Here is an 18,151-nt window from a genome sequence, read left to right as displayed (position 1 = left end):
GATGATTCAGTGAATCTGGATTCATGAGACCGGAATCAGTGGGGGAAGCATGCATGTGATCGTCGCGGGAGCCGGGCCGACCGGACTGACGCTGGGTATCGACCTGGCCCGGCGCGGGCTCGACGTGCGCGTCGTCGACCAGGCGGACCGGTACTTCGCCGGTTCGCGGGGGGACACCCTTCAGCCGCGCACGCTCGAAGTGTTCGAGGACCTCGGCGTTCTGGACGCGGTACTGCGCCAGGGGTGCCCCGTGCCCACGACGCGCGTCCACCTGGACGGGGCCCACGTCATGGACCGCCGGTCGGCCGAACCCGTGCCGCCGACCCCCGACGTGCCGTACCCCAACGCGTGGATCCTCGGACAGTCGCGGACCGAGGCCATCCTGCGGGACAGGCTCGCCGGGCTCGGGGTGCGGGTCGAACTCGGCACGGCGCTGGCCGACTTCACCCAGGACGCGGACGGGGTGACCGTCGGCCTGTCGACCGGGGAGACCATGCGCGCCGCCTACCTGGTGGGTGCCGACGGCGCGGGGAGCACCGTCCGCAAGGGGCTCGGTGTGCCTTTCCAGGGGGCGACGGACGAGGCGATGCGGATGCTGATCGGGGACGTGGCCGCCGACGGGCTGGACCACGCGTGGGCCCACTGGTTCGCCCACGCGGCCGACCCGATGCACGGCGTCCATCTGAGCCCGCTGCCGGACACGGACCGGCTCTTCCAGTTCCACGCACCGCTGCCCGAGGGCGTGACCGACGCCTCCCTGGACACGCTCCAGGGCATCCTGGACGGGTTCGTGACGGGGGTCCGGCTGAGCCGGCCGGCCTGGTCGAGCATCTGGCGCCCCAATGTGCGGCTGGCCGAACGCTTCCGTGTGGGCCGGGTGTTCCTCGCCGGGGACGCCGCCCACGCGCACCCGCCCACCGGCGGACAAGGGCTGAACACCGGTGTGCAGGACGCGTACAACCTGGGGTGGAAACTGGCGGATGGCTCGCCCGAACTCCTCGACGGCTACGAGACCGAGCGACGCGCCACGGCGGCGCGGGTGCTGCGCATCTCCTCGGAGCTGCTGGAGCGACTCAAGGACAAGGCCGAGGACGCGCACGAGCGCGATGGGAGCACCCGCCAGCTGGACGTCACCTACCGGACCACCGAAGGCCGGATCGTCCCTGGCGATCGCGCCCCGGACGCCCCGGTCGTCGGCCCGGACGGCAAGGAGACCCGGCTCTTCGATCTCTACCGCGGCCCCCACCAGACCCGCCTGACGTTCGGCACGCCCGCGCCGGACGAGCCCCACGCCTACGCGGTGCTGCGGCCCGGTCGGACCTCACCCGGCCCCTATGTCGTCGACGCCGCGGGCCACGCACACGCCGCCTACGACGCCTGGGACGGCACCTCCGTCGTCATCCGCCCCGACGGGTACATCGGCGCTCGCGGCAACTGACACCGGCCGAACGCCCTCTCCCGGCCGGTGCGACGCGAATCCGGTTGTTTGGTCATGCCCTCCGGGGGACCGGACCTTTGATGGCACCTCAACGGCTGCCGACTCCAGGCACGCCACGTCGGCACCATGTTCCGCCGTCCGTGACACCGCGCTCACGGAACTGCGAGACTGGCCCGCCGACGGCCCCCGGGCGGTGGGCGGCGAAGAGGTGAGGAGCCGGAGTGGTCACACAGCAGCCTGCCCTGTCGGCGGTCCCGGCCCCCGCCGATGTGTGGATGCTGGTGCGGCAGCGGCCGGCCGTGCTGCGCCGGTCCACGCGCGACCTGGCGGCAGCGCTGGCCGACACCTACGGCCCCCGCTTCGCGGTCTGGCACACCGACGAGCTGCTCTTCGGCGTCCAGGGCGGGCGGTTGACGCTGCGTACGCTGGGCGGCGCGGACCTGCCGGCTCCAGAGGTGGTGTGCGTGCGCCAGGTGGCCGGCCCCATGCACAACGACCGCGAGGTGACCCTGCTACGGCACCTCGAGCGCATGGGCAGCACCCTCGTCAACACACTGGACGCCCAGCTCAAATCCCGTAACAAGGTCTGGCAGCTGCAGGAACTCGCCCTGGCCGGACTGCCGGTGCCCGACACGCTGTCCTACGCCACCGCCCCCTTGGAAGGCGTCGTCCGCAGCCCCCACCTGGCCACGCCGTGCGTGGTGAAGTCCGTCAACGGCGCCAAGGGCGGGCAGGTGTTCCTCGCCCCCGACGCGCACCTGCTGCGCGAGGTGGCCGGGAGCCTCACGCAGGAGGCGCCGTTCCTCTTCCAGGAACACGTGGCCAACTCGCACGGCCGTGCCCTGCGCGTGGTCGTGGTCGACGGCGAGCCGGTCGACGCCGTACTGCACGCCTCCCGCAACGGCGTCCTCGCCGCCAACATCGCCAAGGGCGGCTCCGCGACCCGGTGCGCGGGCCGCCATCCGCAGGCGGAGGAGCTGGCGGCGCGCGCGGTCCGCGCCCTGGGCCTGGACATCGCCGGGGTGGACCTGTTGTTCGCCTCCGGGGACACCTACGCCATCTGCGAGGTGAACGCCGTCCCGGGCTGGCGCCCGGAGATGACCGCGATCATCCCCGCCATCTCCGCCTGCATCGCCCGTCGCCTGTCCCTCCGCGGCCAAGGCTGAATCCCGGGCCGAGGGCGTCAACCGGGGCTGCCGCACGGCAGCCCCTATGGGCGGCGGAGCCCGTCCGCCGCCCATACGGTGCCGTGGTCAGCGCAGGTCGATGACCGTGCGCAACTTGCCGCTGGTCGCCGTGCGCTCGAACGTCTCCCTGCGCACGGTCTCCACGGAGAGGGCCAGCAGGCCCTCCGCCTCGGCCGAGGCCAGCTCTGTCACCTCGGCGACGAGGGCGTCCCGTGCGGACTCGGGGTCGTTCGCGTACTGGTCGTCGAGCCGGACCGTCAGCATCTCCCGGTCGGAGCCGGACGCGACCACCAACTGCAGTTCGCCGTGGTAGCCGAGGCGGTCCTGCGCGGCCCGCAGGATGCGCCGGTAGTTGAGGAAGTACGTGCCGACGCGCACGACGTCGCCGTAGCGCCCGAGCAGTTCCAGGCGCGGTACCCGGCTGCCGCACGTGCACGCGCCCTGCACTTCGCGGCCCAGGTCACCGATCTCGTAGCGTTCCAGTCGCTGCCCGGCACGGCCCCGGGAGGTGAAGACCAGCCGTCCCGGCTCACCCGGTGCCACGGGGCGGTCGCTGTGCGGATCGAGGATCTCCAAGGTGTGCAGGTCGGTCAGCACGTGGTGGACTGAGCCCTCGCCGGCTGTGCACTGATAGCCCAGCGGTCCCAGATCGGTGCTGCCGTACGCCGCGGAACGGATGACCTCGACGCCGAACTCCTCGGTGAGGACCCGGCGTTGTTCGGCGGTGAAGTGCTCCCCACCGTAGAAGACCTTCCTGATCCCGCCGTACGCACGCAGCCGGTCGGCCTCGGCGTGGAACAGCTGCCACAGGTAGGACGGCATGCCGAAGACGGTGTCCGCCCCGTGGGTGACCAGCGCTTCGGCGGTCATGGCGTGGTCGGGGCCCGCGGCGATCGGGAACTGGGTGGCGTTCAGGCGTTCCAGAATGGAGAAGAAGCTGATGAAGCTGCCGTACATCCCGCCGCTGTAGAACAGGTTGGCCGCCCGGTCACGGGCCGGGTCGAAACCGGCGGTGAGCAGTCCGTCGGCCGCGGCGCGCATCTGGTTGTCGTAGTCGTCGCAGGTGAACACCGACAGGGCGGGCGTGCCCGTGGAACCCCCGCTGCGGAAGTACAGATGGGCGTGGCGCGGGTCCAGGGAGACGAGGGCGTGCTGCACGCCTTCCTTGCCGAGCAGGGGCGCCGTCGGCGCCGGGGGCAGAACCGGGGGCGCCACCAGGTCGTCCAGGCACGCGACGGTGCCGAACTCCGCGCCCGGCGCACGCACGCTCACCCGGCGGCTGTAGCGCTGCAACGCGTAGACCCCGTCGTGGGGTTCGCCCTCGTAGCCTTCCAGCATGGAGCCGACCGGTGTGACCCGGGTGACCCCGGCGGCGAAGAGAGCGCGCGACAGCTCGGCCACGTCCGTCCGGCTCCCGGCCACGGCCGCGGTCTGCAGATAGCGGCGCATCGGCCGCAGCGTCGCCGCGACGCGGTGCCGGGGGAGTGGTTTCACCCACACGCTGCGGTGCAGCGGGGAGGCGTCGAGTGCGGGCCGGGTGTCCGCCATCACCCGCCATGAACCGTCGGCCGCGGTGAACACGCGGGTGAGACCCAGGTGTTCTTCGAGCCGGGCCAGCTGCTGCACGGTGGTGATCTCCGCCTGCTCGGCCGGTCCGGGGCGCGGCGCGGGCCGGGCGTCGGACACCTTCGCCAGCCGTTCGGCGAACCGCTCGGCGAGGGCGAAGACGTCCTGGGCGTCCGAGGTGTCGAGATAGACCACCTGCGGGCTGGAGCAGGCCTGCTGTTCGAAGCGGCAGACATCCTCGGCGAGCGCGTCCAGGATGTCGTCGTCGGTGGCCGCTTGAGGGGTCAGGTAGGCGAACGAGATCCGGTGCCCCCACTCGACGACCCGGCAGCCCGGCGGTGCGAGCTCGCTCACCGCGCGTATCGCGTCCTCGCCGCCCCACGCGGCGATCGCGTCCGCCTGTCCGCACAGCGTCCGGATCCAGTCCTGGCGCGACGACGGGAAGCGGAGGGCCACGACGCGTTCCGTGACCAGTCCGGTCGGGTCGGCGGTCCCGAGCGCGGCGAGCAGGTCCTGGGCGAGTGCGGTGTCGGAGCTGCTGGTCTTCAGGACGTTGAGGTTGCCTGCCAGCAGGCCCTCGACGACGCTCAGCGGTGCCACGGCGGCGGCGTTGCCGGGCGCGATGTGCACCAGCAGGCCCACCGGCGCCCAGGACTCGTACACCGTCTCGCGGCCGTCCGGCCGGGTCAGCCGCTCCGGCCGCAGCCCGCCGAGCTCGCGGCGCAGCTTGCGTTCCAGCGCCTGCCGGGTGAGCGCGCCGGCCAGCTCGGCCAAGGTGGCCGCGGCCTCGTCGGCGGGCAGGTTCCCCGCCAGCCGGCCGTACAGGGCGGAGCCGGGATCGGACAGGTCACGGCTGACCGCGGCGCAGGCGGCGAGCACCACGTCGGTGGGCAGCGGACGCGCCAGGACCCGCCCGGTCAGCTCCGCCAGCCCGGCGAGCCGCCGGCCGGCCTCGGCATCGTCGATGTACTCGCCCTGCCAGAGGTGAGGTGCGGAGGTGGTCACGACATTCCCTTCATCAGTTCGGCGGCGGCGACGGCGCAGCTGCGGTTACGGCTCACCCCGGCACGGCCGTGCACGGTGAACCAGTCGGTGGACAGCGGGCAGGGGCATTCCTCGCCCGGGTGCAGCGAGGCGAGGTCGCCCATCACGACGCTTTGTGCCGGAACGGAGGTGATGTACGGGCTGACCAGGTGAAGAAAGCCGCGCTCTCCGTACGGCAGCGGGTGCAGCGTCCCCGTGTCGCGGACCGCGGCGCGCGACCACACCGGCACGTGCAGCCGGTGGTGTGCGCACTCGACGTACGGCACGCAGTGCTCGACGGAGCCGAAGGTGTCGCGGATCCGGTCGCCCGGAATACCGAGGCGCTCGGTGACCTCGGCACAGAAGTCGGCCTTGCCGATCTGGCGGTCGGCATGGCCCTTCCAACCGCCGCCGAGCACCACCAGCGATCCCTCGGGCAGCCGCAGCGGTGGCAGACCCATCGCCCTCATCCGCTCCAGGGTGAAGTAGAGGAAGGCCGGGAAGCCGAGGATACGGACCGGCACGTCGTCCTGCGCATAGCGCTGGAGCGCCGCGATGCAGCCGTGCACGTCGAACTCGTGGCCGGAGCCGGTGTGCCGCAGCGCGTGTGTGGTGTGCCGGGCCGGGGCGAAGTCGCACAGGTAGTTGTCGGTGAACGACGTGCCCAGCTTCAGCGACGGCGCGGGCTCGTAGCTGTAGAGCAGGTAGTTGACCGGCTGGTCGGGGGTGATCCAGCCGTAGTGGTCGAAGATCCGGGCCACCATGCGCTGCGCCGAGCGGATCGTCCACTCGTCGAAGAACATCTGCGACTTCTGGCCCGTGGTGCCCGAGGAGGTCAGATGCAGGAACACCTCGTCGCGGGGGACGGAGAGCACCTCGTGGCGTTTGAAGAAGGCGGCGGGCACGAGCGGGGTGCGCACCCCTTCGCCGACCGTGGGCGCGGGAGCCTCGGGCGTCTCCTGGAGCAGGGCGGCGAAGAGCGGGGAGCGGCGGGTGTGCCAGGCGTTGGTCTCGGCCATCGCCGCGGCGAACAGCTCGTCGACGTCGGCGCCGGCCGCGTACGGCTCGTCGAGGTCGCACAGCCGCTGCACGTGGCCGAGCGCCGCCGGGTCGGGAACCTCGACCGGAGCGAGATGGGGGTTCATCGGGACACCTCGTGAAGGGGCAGGTAGGTGGCGGTCCAGGCGCTCAGGTAGGCGCCCAGATACGGCTGCAGCAAGGGGCTGACGGCCGTCGTGCGGAAGTCGATCTGGCGGCTGGTGCGGGAGAGCACCACGTAGTCGTGGAAGCGGTCGTCGATGCGGCGCATCGCCGGATAGACCGCGCTGGGCACGAACCCCGAGGCGAGGAATACCTCCAGCGCCTCGGTGTCGGCCAGAGGGAGCAGCGTCTCGGCATAGTCCGCGCCGGCCCGGGTGACCGTGGTCATCAGCGCCTCCAGCGCGCCGGCCACCGCGGCCGGGCGCGGATGCACGGCGACCAGGGCGCAGCTTCCCGCCACCGGGTCGAGGTCGGCGTACGCCTCGAAGCCGCCGTCGGCCGCCACCAGGAGCGCGTTCGGCGTGTGCAGCGGGAAGAAGCGGTCGCCCGCGTCGGGAAAACGCTCCAGGAAGCGGCGGCGGACGAAGGCCGGGGCGTCGATCAGCTCGATGGGATCGGCACCGGAGGCGGAGCGTGCCGCCGCGCGGTCCGGGACGATCCCGGTGGCGGAGCAGTCGATACCGATCCCGGCGGACGCGGCGGACAGCAGCGCCGACAGGCGTTCGGGCACGCGCTCGACGGGGGCGCGGCGATCCAGCACGCCGTCGGCGTAACGGGCGAACAGCGCGAGACTCTCGCACCCTTCGACCTCCACCGCGTTGGGCATCAGGCCGAGCGGCCTGAAACCGTTGCGTACGACGACGTGCTGGGGGCCCTCGGTGACGACCCGGACGGTGGCGTACACCGAGTCGAGGCGGCCGGTGGCGAACGCTTCGGCGCAGACGGCACCGGTCAGCCGGGAAGCCAGCCCGCCGCCCCGGTGACCCGGATGCACGGCGAGCCCGACGAGTTTGCCGATGCGGCTGCCCGGATCGGTCTGCACCACGGCGGAGCCGACGAGGTCGCCACGGGGCGTGCGGGCGGTGAGCCAGTGCGCGGTGCCGTCGGTGATCAGGCGGCGCATCACGGCCGGGTCACTGCCGAGCGGCACCGGGTAGCCGTGCCCGTACACCTCGAAGTACAACTGCCGCAGTTCCGCGATGTCCTGGACCGCGGCGGGGGCGAGGACGACGCTCATGACGTCTCTCCCGCCCGTGCCAGGGGCTGCGTGGCGGACGCCCGCACATCGCCGGAGTCCGCCCGGCCGCCGAGCCACCACAGCGCCAGCGCGACGGGCACGAGACCCGCGCCCTGCACCAGGCAGAGCGTTCGGGCCGTCAGATGGTCACCGAGTGCGCCGAAGACGAGTGAGGCAACGGGGAACGTGGCACCGAGCAGCGCCTGCATGGCCGCGAAGAACTCGGGCTTGTCACCGGCGGGCACCAGTCGCTGGAACAGTGCGACGAAGCGGACACCGATCACACCGACGCACCAGCCGGCGACGGCCAGCGCACCGAACGCGACGGCGTGCCCGGCGGCCAGACCCGGCAGACCCAGCGCCACGGCCATCACGGTCAGACACGCGCTGCCGACGGCGACGGGACGTCCCGGAACGCGGGCGCCGGTGAAGGACCCGACGAGCGTGCCCACGCCGAGCGCCGCCTCCAGCGAGGCCACGGTCGAACCGGTGGAGTGCAGCACACCCCGCGTGTACAGCGGCATCACGACGTAGACGGCGGTGGTGAAGACGTTGGCCGCGGCGAAACAGAGCAGTACACGGAGGATGAACGGCAGTCCTGCCAGCACCTGGCGCAGCGTCCGCGACGCGGGTGCCGCGCCGCTCTCCGCTCCGTCCGTCCGCGTCGTGGCGTGCGGGAACCGTGCCGAGCGGACCAGCAGGGCGGCGAGCAGATAGGCGGCGGCGCAGGCAGCGACGACACCCGGGAGGCCGCCCGTGTCGACGATGAGCGGGCCGAGCAGTCCTCCGCCGAGCCCCGCGACCGACTGGGTGGACAGCTCGAATCCGGTGGCCGCCTCGATGTCGGCGTCGTCGACGAGTTGTGGCACCGATGTCGTCAGACACGGGTCGAAGAGGGCCTGACAGGCCGCCAGCGCCAGCCCCACCGCGTAGACCGCCGCCATCGGCAGCGCCCCGGCCTGCGCCAGGACGGCCGCCGCCATGGCCACCAGGCCGGCCACGGCGGCCGCGCAGGCCAGCACCGTCCGAGGGGCGTGACGGGCGATCACGCGGGCGACCACGGGAGCGAGGGCGACCGCGGGCAGTGTGCTGACCATGAGGAACAGGCCCGAGTCGAGCCCGCGGTGCGCTCCGCCCGCGAACCCGACCAGCCACCAGACCGCGCCGACCTGGAACATCCTGCTCGCGGCCTGCGTGAGAAGCTGACCGGCCCAGACCCGGCCGAAGGACGGGTTGCGCAGCACGAGGGGCAGACGGCGTGCGCCGGTCCCCACCGCGCTCATGAATGCGGCCGTTCGTCGACGACCCGGATGAGCTTGCCCGAACGAGCGTTGACGGCCAGATCCTGGTGCCGGACCCATTCGACGGTGAGCGGGTTCACATGACCGGCGGTGACCGCACTCCGATAGAGCGGGCGTTGCGCCAGGACCGCGGCGGCGACGGCGTCCCCCAACGCGGCGCTCCCGTCGCCGGGCTCACCTGCCGCGAGCCGCAGTGCCAGGCCGTCACGGCCGTCGCCGCGGCGCACCACCAGCTGCATCCCCGTCACCTCACCGGCCGTGTCGGCGGCCATGACGATGTCGTGGACGTCCTGGGTGTAGAGGGAGACGGGACCGACGCGTACGCCTTCCTCGGCGCGACCCAGGATGCGGAACACACCGGCGTCCCGGTCCACCCATTGGGCCCGGTCACCGGCCGGGTAACGGAGCACCGGCATCAGCCGTCTGCGTAGATCGGTGACGACCAGTCGCCCCGGAACGCCGTCGCCGGTGACGGGCCGGTCGGTCTCGTCGTCGAGGATCTCGACCACTGTGTACGGGGTGAAAGCACGGTGCACGCGCGGGTCGCCGCCGGGCACCGCCTCGCCGAGCAGCCCGGCGTCGACGCTCGCGTAGCCGAGCGACCGCACCTGTGCGTTCGGGAACGCGGCCGCGAGCAGGGGCAGTTGGTCGCCGAAGAGGCACTCACCGCCGAAGAACAGCAGTTCCACGTCCGGTAGCGAGCGGCCGGCGCTGGTGAGGCGCTCGGCGAGGGAGCACAGCGTGGTGGGCGTACCGGCGACGACCTGGACCTGGAAGTCCTCCAGCGTGGCCACGATCGACTCCAAGGGCGCCGCACCGCCGAGCGGGAAGCGCACGTTGGCCACCGGGGAACGGTGCAGCGAGTCCAGGACGAAGCTGAAACTGGCGTACAGATCACCCGCGTAGAACAGATCGGCGACGCGGTGGCCCGCCAGGAGCCCGGCACGGACGAGTCCGGCGCCGAACGCCGTGGTGAACTCTCGCCATTCCGTGCGCGTGTAGTAGGAGAACTTCGGGGATCCCGTCGTGCCACCGCTGCGGAAGACGACCGCCTCGTGGAGGGGTGCGGTCAGGAGCCTGTTGTCGCGGGGCGAGTTGGCCCGCCAGAAGTCCGTCTGCGGCACCACGGGAAGGTCTGTGAGTTGCGCCACTTCACTGGGAAGGTGGGCATAGAGCTCACGGTAGAAAGGTGAATTGTTGCGCGCGAAGCGTATGAGCTCCGTAAGTGGTTGAACGGGCATCAATTCCTGCTCGAAAGGCGTGAACCGTCGGAAGGGAAAGGCCGACGGAGGTACGACGAGTGGGCCGCTCCGGAACGATGGAAGGCCTTGTCGTTGACGATATGAATCAACGGCTCGCCCGCGATGAACGGGGCGTCCGGACCAGAAGGATATCTCAACATTCGGGACGGGCTTGCGCTAACAAGCCATGTGAGCAGGGGCTTCGGTGCTCGAGCGGACGAGATGTGACCGCTTTTGGTTCCCTCCGGACGCGAGACGGCTGTCACATGAAACCCCTTTCTATAAGGAATTATTGAGCGTTCCTCAAGCGGGCTTTATGAATGGGCGTGATCGACGGCCGGCTCGCTTCTTGGCCGAATGCGGCACCGTAGCGACTCGTCCGGCTCGGCCGCGCTCGATGCCCGGGGTGCTGGTCGATCAGGAGCCCGGAAAGCCGCCCCTTGATCCCTGTAGGAGCCACCGTTTTCTCAACGCCCGGCAACAGCCATGCGACGTGGGGGTGTTGACGGTCACGGTTTGGCCAACCCATTCCCGCGCGTTGGCCACATGTTCACCGCCCTTCCCTGATACGCCCCGCGGTCCTGGAGGAGGGTGATCGATGGCCCGCTCTTTCGCCGGGCCGGCCGTCACTCCGCAGAGCTTCTCTTGCTCAAGAAGGGGCAAACATGGCCGAGTTGACACGCCGTAGACTCCTGGGTTCGGCTGCGGGCGCGCTGGGCGCCGCCGCGGCCCTCTCTCTGCTCCCGCCGAGCGTCCGGAAGGCCGTCGCCGCCGAGCCGCCCAAGAACGGTTCACTGCAGGACATCGAGCACGTCGTCATGCTGATGCAGGAGAACCGGTCCTTCGACCACTACTTCGGCACCCTGTCGGGCGTCCGGGGCTTCGCCGACCCGCAGGCTCTCAAGCTCGACAACGGACGTTCCGTCTTCTACCAGCCCGACGCCGTGAACCCGAAGGGCTATCTGCTGCCCTTCCACCTCGACACCCACAAGTCGAGCGCCCAGGCCATCCCGTCCACCAGCCACGCCTGGTCCGTGCAGCACCAGGCCTGGAACGGCGGCAAGATGGACCGCTGGCTGCCCGCCCACCGCAAGGCCGACGGCGTCCACGGCCCCTACGTGATGGGCTACTACACGCGCGAGGACATCCCGTTCCAGTTCGCGCTCGCCGAGACCTTCACCATCTGCGACAACTATTTCTGCTCGGTGTTCGGCCCGACCTGGCCCAACCGCCTGATGTGGATGACCGGCTCGATCGACCCGGGCGGCACCCAGGGCGGCCCGATCATCAGCAACGTCGCGCCGACGCCGTACCGCTGGACGACGTACGCCGAGCGCCTCCAGGCGGCCGGCATCAGCTGGAAGGTGTACCAGCAGGACGACGACTACGGCTGCAACATGCTCGAGCAGTTCGCCGCCTTCAAGAAGGCACGGCCCGGCTCCGACCTGTACGAGCGGGGCGTACGCCCGCAGCCCGAAGGCACCTTCGAGGACGACGCCCGGGGCGACCGTCTCCCGACGGTGAGCTGGATCATCCCGACGGGCTACCAGTCGGAGCACCCCGACTACCTCCCGGCGGCCGGCGCCGACTTCGTGGCCTCGAAGATCGAGGCGATCGCCGCCAACCCGAACGTGTGGCGCAAGACCGCCTTCATCCTCAACTACGACGAGAACGACGGACTGTTCGACCACGTGGCCCCGCCGACCGCAGCGCCGGGGACGCCGGACGAGTACATCCAGGGCCTGCCGATCGGCGCTGGCTTCCGCGTCCCGGCCGTCATCGTCTCGCCCTGGACGGTCGGCGGCTGGGTCGCCTCGGAGGCCTTCGACCACACCTCCGCCCTCCAGTTCCTCGAGCGGTTCACCGGGGTCGAGGAGCCGAACATCAGCGACTGGCGGCGCTCCACCTTCGGCGACCTCACGACCGCCTTCCGCTTCGGTGACGCCCAGCCTGGCCCGCCCCAGCTCCCCGACGACACGGCGGAGCAGCTGGAGAAGGCGAAGGAGGAGGTGGCGACGCTGCCGAAACCGACCCTTCCGGGAGCGGACCAGACCTTCCCGCAACAGGAGTCGGGCCGGCGTCCGCACGTGTGACACCCGACAGGGCCCGGGCCCTTCACGCCCGCCCGGGCCCTCTCCGCGGGCGCACTTCGCAAGCGCTCCCACCTGGACCGGACGCCGCTGACACACGGCTCGCGTCCGCCTGCCCGGCGGAGCCACACGCCCCGGTCCTGGACGCCTGCCCAGGCGGCGAGGAAGATCTGCCGGCCGCGGGCGGGCACGGTCCTCGGAGGCGGCGGCCAGGGGCTGGGCGATCCCGCGGATCAGCCGGCCGATGCCGATCCACCGGGCGAGCGGCGGGATCGACCGCGGTGCCTGGTGCAGCGGGGCGGACTCGAAACCCACGGACGGCGGATCCTGGGCCGCTCCGTCGTCCGGACGCGAGGTTCCGACGGCGGGTTTGGCAGGCTGTCCCCCATGAATACTGCTGGTGGCCGCACGAGAGCGCCGAAGATCCTGGTCGTGGACGACGAGCCAGAGGTGCGGTATGCCGTGGAGGACGGACTGGCCGTGGAGGGCTACGAGGTACGCGGCGCGGAGGACGGCCTGGCCGCGCTGGCGGCCGCCGCGGACTGGGAGCCCGACGCCATGGTGGTCGACGTGATGATGCCGGGCCTCGACGGGCTCGCCCTGTGCCGACGGCTCCGGGCTCTGGGCGACCGCACTCCCGTACTGGTGCTCACCGCCCTGGACTCCGTGAGCGAGCGCGTCGACGGTCTGGACGCGGGCGCCGACGACTACCTCGTCAAGCCCTTCGCGCTGGACGAACTACTGGCGCGCATCCGGGCGTTGCTGCGGCGCAGCACGCCCGCCGGGGCGGAGGCGGAGACCGACCTGTCCTTCGCCGACCTCTCGGTGAACCCCGCCACCCGCAGCGGCAGGCGCGGTACGCGTGCCATCGAGTTCAGCCGCACCGAGTTCTCCCTGCTGGAGCTGCTCATGCGGCACCCCGGCCAGATTCTGCCCAGGGAGATGATCCACGACCGGGTGTGGGGCGGCGACTTCGGTCCCGACTCCAACTCCCTGGCCGTCTACATCGGCTATCTGCGCCGCAAGCTGGAAGCCGGGGGCGAGCCGCGGCTCGTGCACACCGTGCACGGCGTCGGCTACCGGCTGGACCTGCCATGAAGGGTGCACGGATGCGCCCGCCCGCGCGTTGGCTGCGCCGGCGACCGCTGCGCACCCGGCTGACCCTGGCCGCCTCGCTGGCCGTCGCGCTCGTGGTGGTGGGCGTCTGCACGGCCGCCTTCCTGGTGATCCGGCACCAGCTGCTCCAGCAACTGGACCTGCATCTGACCCAGTCCGCCCGGCTCGCCGCCCAGCAGTACCGGCACGAACCGGTCGGCGTCGTCCAGGGCGAATGCCGGTATCTCGCCGCCCCGGCCTGCGCCCAGCTGGTCCCCGCCCGGGCAGTCGACGATCCCTCCAAGCCGTACCTGTTGCCGGTCACCGGCACCACCCGCAAGGTCGCCGCCGGCACCCACGGCTCGTACTACAGCGAACTCCGCCTCGCCACCCATCGCGCCCGGATGCTCACCACGCCGCTGGACAGGGGCCGCGCCCTGCAGGTCGCTGTGCGCGCCGACACCGTCGACCGCGGGGTGCGGCAGGCCGCCGGCCTGCTCGCCGTCGTGGGAGCGGCCGGGGTGCTCCTGGCCGGTGCCCTGGGCTACTGGGTCTCCCGCACAGGCCTCGCCCCCGTCAGCCGGCTCACCGCCACCGCCGAACGCATCGCCACCACCCGTGACGCCCGGCACCGCATCGAGCTGCCGTCGGACGCGACGGGCCGCGAGGACGAGATCACCCGGCTCGCGGCCGCCTTCAACACCATGCTCGACGAGCTGGAAAAGTCCATCACCGCCCAGCGCCGACTGGTCGCGGACGCCTCGCACGAACTGCGCACCCCGCTGACCGCGCTGCGCACCAACGCCGAACTGCTCACCCGTGCCGCCCGCCTCACCGAAGCCCAGCGCGAACGGGCGGCCGGCGCGCTCGGCCGCCAGCTGAGGGAGGTCACGCTCCTGGTCAACGACCTGATCGAGCTGGCCCGCGAGGAGGAGCCGGACCCACTGGTCGAAGACGTGCGCCTGGCGGCCGTCGTGACCCACGCTGTCGACGCCGCCCGCGACCACTGGCCGCTGACCCCCTTCGACCTCGCCGTGAGTCCGCAGGCGCACACCACCATCGTCGCGGGCGTACCGGCCCGGCTCTCCCGGCTGCTGTCCAGCCTCCTTGACAATGCGGCGAAGTTCAGCCCGCCCGACCGCCCCGTCGAGGTGACGCTCATCCACGCGGCCGACCACCTCGACCTGGCCATCCGTGATCACGGGTCCGGTATCGCGGCGGAAGACCTGCCCTACGTCTTCGACCGTTTCTACCGGGCTCGCACAGCACGTGTCCTGCCCGGCTCCGGTCTCGGCCTGGCCATGGCCCGCCAGATCGCCCGCGCGCACCACGCCGACCTGACCGCCGAAAACGCCCCCGGCGGCGGCGCGCTCTTCCGGCTCCGCATTCCGTCCAACGGTCCGGCCGGTTCCTGACAGGGCGTCCGGTCCGTCACCGGCACGAACCAACGGTTCTCACAATGTTCTTATCCGCCGCCACGACAGTGGCCGACCATGAGCAAGAGGAAGATCAAGAAGACCAGGAAGAAGGTCGCCGCGGTGAGCGGTGCGCTCGCGGTGATCGGCGTGATCGGCACGGCCACGGCGTTCGGGACCGGCACGCACGACCACCGGGGCATCGAAGCACACGGAGACCGGCTGACCGTACCCGTCGCCGGTGGACGCGCGGAAGTGGATGTGGCGTCCCTGGCCGTGCGGGCCCGGGCCGACGACGGCCGCACCTGGCCGCTCTCCGCCCCCGCCGCCGGCAGCCTCGGCTCCGCCGGAGAGATCTCGGTGCACGGCGAGAAGGCCGCCTGGCGGTACCCGGCCAGGGGACTCACGGTCACCGCGTCCGCAAGGGACGGCCGGCTGGCGATGACCGTGCACGCCGACCGCGGGACCACACTGAACTGGCCGGTGACGGGAACCGCACCGGACACGACAGAGCTCCAGATTCCGCGCGGCGAGGGCCTGTCCGTTCCGGTCACCGACAAGTGGTGGAACTCGGCGTCGGCAGGCCTCGCGGGGTCACAAGCAGGCATGGCCGACGGCCTGACCATGCCGTTCTGGGGCACGAGCCAGTCCGGGCGGCACGGCGCGAGTTACATCGCCGAGACCGACATCGGCACCACGCTCAAGTTCGTCTCCACCCACGGCCGTCTGCACACCGAGACGGAGCACCGCTTCTCACCGAAGGAGTCGACGACCGACTACACGGTGACCTTCGCGCTCACCGACGGATCGCCGGTGGCCGCGGCCCGCGACTACCGCGCCTGGCTGCAGAAGCACGGCGGCATCACCACCCTGCGCGAGAAGATCGCCCGCAACCCCGAAGCCGGCAAGCTGGTGGGTGCCTTCCACGCCTACACCTGGGGCCAGGCCCGCACCCCCGAGGGCATACGCCGACTGCGGGATCTCGGCATCGACCGCATGTGGATCGGCTACGACGCCGACGGCTCACCCATGAACCACGCGGCGACGGACCTGGCCAAGCGGGCCGGCTACCTCGTCGGGCCGTACGACTCCTGGGCCAACGCACAGGACCCCGCGTCGGCCGACACCTCGGTGTCGAAGTGGCCCGCCCCGGTATGGCCGGATGCCTGTGTGCGCGGAGCGGACGGCAAGATCGTCACCGGGTTCGGCGGCCGCGGCTGTTACGTCAGTTCCGAGGCACTCCGGAAGGCCGAGCCTGCCCGTCACTACCTGGCCGACCGCACCCGGGAGATGACCGCGGCCGGCGCCACCAGCTACTTCCTCGATGTCGACGCCGCCGGTGAGCTGTTCACCGATCACTCGCCCGCACACCCGATGACCCAGGCACAGGACCGCCGCAACCGCCTGGCACGCATGGCGTGGCTGTCCGGCGATCGCAAGCTGGTGCTCGGCTCGGAGAGCGCCGGTTCCTGGGCGAACCGTGTGCTGGCCTTCAGCCACGGGTCCGGTACACCGGTTGACGACCGGCTGTGGAAACTGGAGCGTGACCGTGCGACCTGGGGCGGCTACGCGCCCTACGGCGCGCCCGCCATCTTCTTCAAACCGGTCCACCTCCCCGCCGATGTGGCCAAGGCGATGTACGACCCCAGGTATCGGGTGCCGCTGTACCAGACGGTGCTGCACGACTCGGTCATCAGCACCGAGCGCTGGGAACTGTCATGGTCCAAGCTGCCCGACCAGAGCCGCACCCGCGCGCTGCTGGCGATGCTGTACAACGTGCCGCTCAACATGGTCCTCGACAAGACCGAACTCGACCAGCACGGTCGGCAGATAGCCGCGTTGCAGAAGTACTTCGAGCCGTTGCACAAGGCCGCGGCGACTGAGCCGATGACGGACTTCCGCCGGTTGACTCCGGACCACCTCGTGCAGCGGACCACGTTCGGCGACGGCACGCTGACCATGACCGCCAACTTCTCCACCACCTCGCACGACGGCCTGCCCGCCGGGTGCGTCGAGGCGGTGGCCAAGGGCGGCAAGGCCCAGCGTCTGTGCCCCGAGGGCCTGTGAGACATCGCCGGAGGGCACGGCGACGGCCGTGCGGGGCCGGCAGCCGTTCCGCTACGACACCGAGCCGGGGCGGGAGTCGTAGAGCACACAGTGGAAACGACCTGCCTCTTCCCGCCCGGACGGGTCACCGCCGAGTTCTCTCACGGCCTCGATGGCATACCGCTGTTCCCGCTCGTCCGTGAAGCGCCGCTGCGGGTAGGTGCGGGACGGATCCACCGTGGTACGCAGGCCGTACGTGGCCAGTGTCCGTACGACCGGCTCGTACGACACGGTCCGCAGCACGAACGCGCTCACCCAGACGGGGCGGCGGGCGCCGTCCAGCAGCGCGGCGAACGTCCGCTCGGTGACGTAGCTCCCGCCGCCCGTCAGGGTGATCAGCCCGACATCCGTCAGCGCGCTGCGCAGCTCGGGCCCGGGCGGCGCCTGCTCCAGATCGTCGGTGAAGGCGCCGTCCAGCAGACCGGCCTGCTGGGCGTAGTGCACGGCCGGCGCCGCGATGTCCAGGCCGTACACCGAAAGGGCTTGAGGCCGTCGGCGCCCGGCGTAGAACTCCTTGTCCCAGGCGGCCAGTTCCGTCGTCGACATGCGTCCGGCCGTATCGGACGTGTACCGCTCGTACAGTTCGGCGAGCGTCACATCGTGATTGAGCAGCGCGGCGTTGATGCCGTACGAACAGCACACGTCCAGCACCACCGGCCGGTCCGGCCGGCCGTTGTCCAGCGCTGCCCGCTCGGCGGCCTCCCTTCGGAAGACCGGCTGGGCATGGTGCGGGATCTCGTACTCCAGCGGGGCCAGCCGGGTGAAGTAGGCGCGCGGGTCCGGCTGGACGTAGATGTCGTCGAACCGCGACTTGCCACCCGTCATGCCTACTCCCTGTTCACGGAAACGCGCCCAGGTCCCGTCATCGTCACATCGTCACTCCCGAGCGCACACCAGACGGGCCAACCCTACGTTCTGTAGTCGCCTGTATGCAGGCAGCACTCGGCCACGATGCGCCGAAAGAGCCATGCGCCCCTCTCTGCGACGGGCGAGCATGGGGCCGTCTGAGCTCAAGTTCACTCAGTCCCGACCAGGAACCGGCCCGCCCGCAGACCGGCGGCAATCTCCGTCACGGTCTGCTCCACGGACTGAACACGCGAATCGACCACGTGGTCTTCGAGCGGTCCGAGGTCCACGAACGCTCCGTACAGGCCGGTGATCGGCTCTACTTCCTTCAGCTGCCGCCCCTCGCGTCGGGTGGCTCGTGAAAGCGCCACATCCCGGCTGGGGCGAAGCGCGACGTAGGAGAGATCCAGGCCTGGCGGACGGCAGCCCTCCACCGCTGGGTCGGCCGACGTTCGCGTGTTGTCTACGGCGGCATTCAAACCCCTGTGCCCCCAGCCCGGCCGTCATCCGCGGGCTCTTCGGAGCACAGCGCCCGTGTCCAGATGTCGGGGTACCGCGTTGGGTA

The 18,151-nt window shown here is 71.2% G+C and carries 12 protein-coding genes; 6 read left to right on the top strand and 6 right to left on the bottom strand.

The window, feature by feature from the left end:
* Positions 1-49 precede the first annotated feature (49 nt).
* Together AVL59_RS25540 and AVL59_RS25535 are read left to right on the top strand one after the other, a co-directional pair.
* Positions 50-1,438 carry an FAD-dependent monooxygenase gene (locus AVL59_RS25540; protein ID WP_067308588.1) on the top strand — a complete coding sequence of 463 codons (1,389 nt, stop codon included), beginning with the start codon at positions 50-52 and terminating at the stop codon, positions 1,436-1,438.
* Between the two features lie 221 nt (positions 1,439-1,659).
* Positions 1,660-2,604 (top strand): RimK family alpha-L-glutamate ligase, encoded by a 945-nt coding sequence (locus tag AVL59_RS25535; RefSeq protein WP_237281667.1) that lies wholly within the window; start codon positions 1,660-1,662, stop codon positions 2,602-2,604.
* 87 nt (positions 2,605-2,691) lie between these two features.
* On the opposite strand, the gene AVL59_RS25530 is transcribed toward AVL59_RS25535, so the two are convergent.
* From AVL59_RS25530 to AVL59_RS25510, 5 genes are read right to left on the bottom strand one after another with little or no spacing between them, the layout of a single operon-like run.
* Positions 2,692-5,196: an acyl-CoA reductase gene (locus AVL59_RS25530; RefSeq protein ID WP_067308585.1), complete on the bottom strand. Its 2,505-nt coding sequence runs from the start codon at positions 5,194-5,196 to the stop codon at positions 2,692-2,694.
* Entirely contained in the window at positions 5,193-6,359 is a 1,167-nt protein-coding gene (locus tag AVL59_RS25525; RefSeq protein WP_067308582.1) for a LuxE/PaaK family acyltransferase, read from the bottom strand. Before AVL59_RS25525 ends, AVL59_RS25530 begins: the two co-directional genes overlap by 4 nt.
* Positions 6,356-7,492: a GNAT family N-acetyltransferase gene (locus AVL59_RS25520; RefSeq protein WP_067308579.1), complete on the bottom strand. Its 1,137-nt coding sequence runs from the start codon at positions 7,490-7,492 to the stop codon at positions 6,356-6,358. The genes AVL59_RS25525 and AVL59_RS25520 overlap by 4 nt, the downstream gene beginning before the upstream one ends.
* Positions 7,489-8,775, bottom strand: coding sequence for an MFS transporter (locus AVL59_RS25515; protein WP_067308576.1), 1,287 nt, complete (start codon positions 8,773-8,775; stop codon positions 7,489-7,491). Before AVL59_RS25515 ends, AVL59_RS25520 begins: the two co-directional genes overlap by 4 nt.
* Complete coding sequence (locus AVL59_RS25510; RefSeq protein ID WP_067308573.1) at positions 8,772-10,034, bottom strand: phenylacetate--CoA ligase family protein; 1,263 nt, start codon at positions 10,032-10,034, stop codon at positions 8,772-8,774. The genes AVL59_RS25515 and AVL59_RS25510 overlap by 4 nt, the downstream gene beginning before the upstream one ends.
* A 665-nt stretch (positions 10,035-10,699) precedes the next feature.
* On the opposite strand from AVL59_RS25510, the gene AVL59_RS25505 reads away from it, so the two are divergent.
* The 4 genes from AVL59_RS25505 to AVL59_RS25490 all read left to right on the top strand — a co-directional run bounded on the left by AVL59_RS25505 (position 10,700) and on the right by AVL59_RS25490 (position 16,701).
* On the top strand, positions 10,700-12,127 hold the full coding sequence (locus tag AVL59_RS25505) for an alkaline phosphatase family protein (RefSeq protein WP_067308570.1): 1,428 nt from the start codon (positions 10,700-10,702) through the stop codon (positions 12,125-12,127).
* A gap of 384 nt (positions 12,128-12,511) precedes the next feature.
* Complete coding sequence (locus AVL59_RS25500; RefSeq protein ID WP_067308567.1) at positions 12,512-13,222, top strand: response regulator transcription factor; 711 nt, start codon at positions 12,512-12,514, stop codon at positions 13,220-13,222.
* A gap of 11 nt (positions 13,223-13,233) precedes the next feature.
* Positions 13,234-14,634 (top strand): sensor histidine kinase, encoded by a 1,401-nt coding sequence (locus AVL59_RS25495; RefSeq protein WP_237281666.1) that lies wholly within the window; start codon positions 13,234-13,236, stop codon positions 14,632-14,634.
* 78 nt (positions 14,635-14,712) lie between these two features.
* A complete protein-coding gene (locus AVL59_RS25490; RefSeq protein WP_067308561.1) occupies positions 14,713-16,701 on the top strand; it encodes a glycoside hydrolase in 1,989 nt (662 codons plus the stop codon).
* Between the two features lie 51 nt (positions 16,702-16,752).
* Here the strand turns inward: AVL59_RS25490 and AVL59_RS25485 are convergent, their stop codons facing one another.
* A complete protein-coding gene (locus tag AVL59_RS25485; RefSeq protein ID WP_067308559.1) occupies positions 16,753-17,565 on the bottom strand; it encodes a hypothetical protein in 813 nt (270 codons plus the stop codon).
* Between the last annotated feature and the right edge of the window lie 586 nt (positions 17,566-18,151).

Source organism: Streptomyces griseochromogenes (assembly GCF_001542625.1).
Classification (GTDB): Bacteria; Actinomycetota; Actinomycetes; order Streptomycetales; family Streptomycetaceae; genus Streptomyces; species Streptomyces griseochromogenes.
This window is presented reverse-complemented; position numbering and strand designations above follow the sequence as displayed.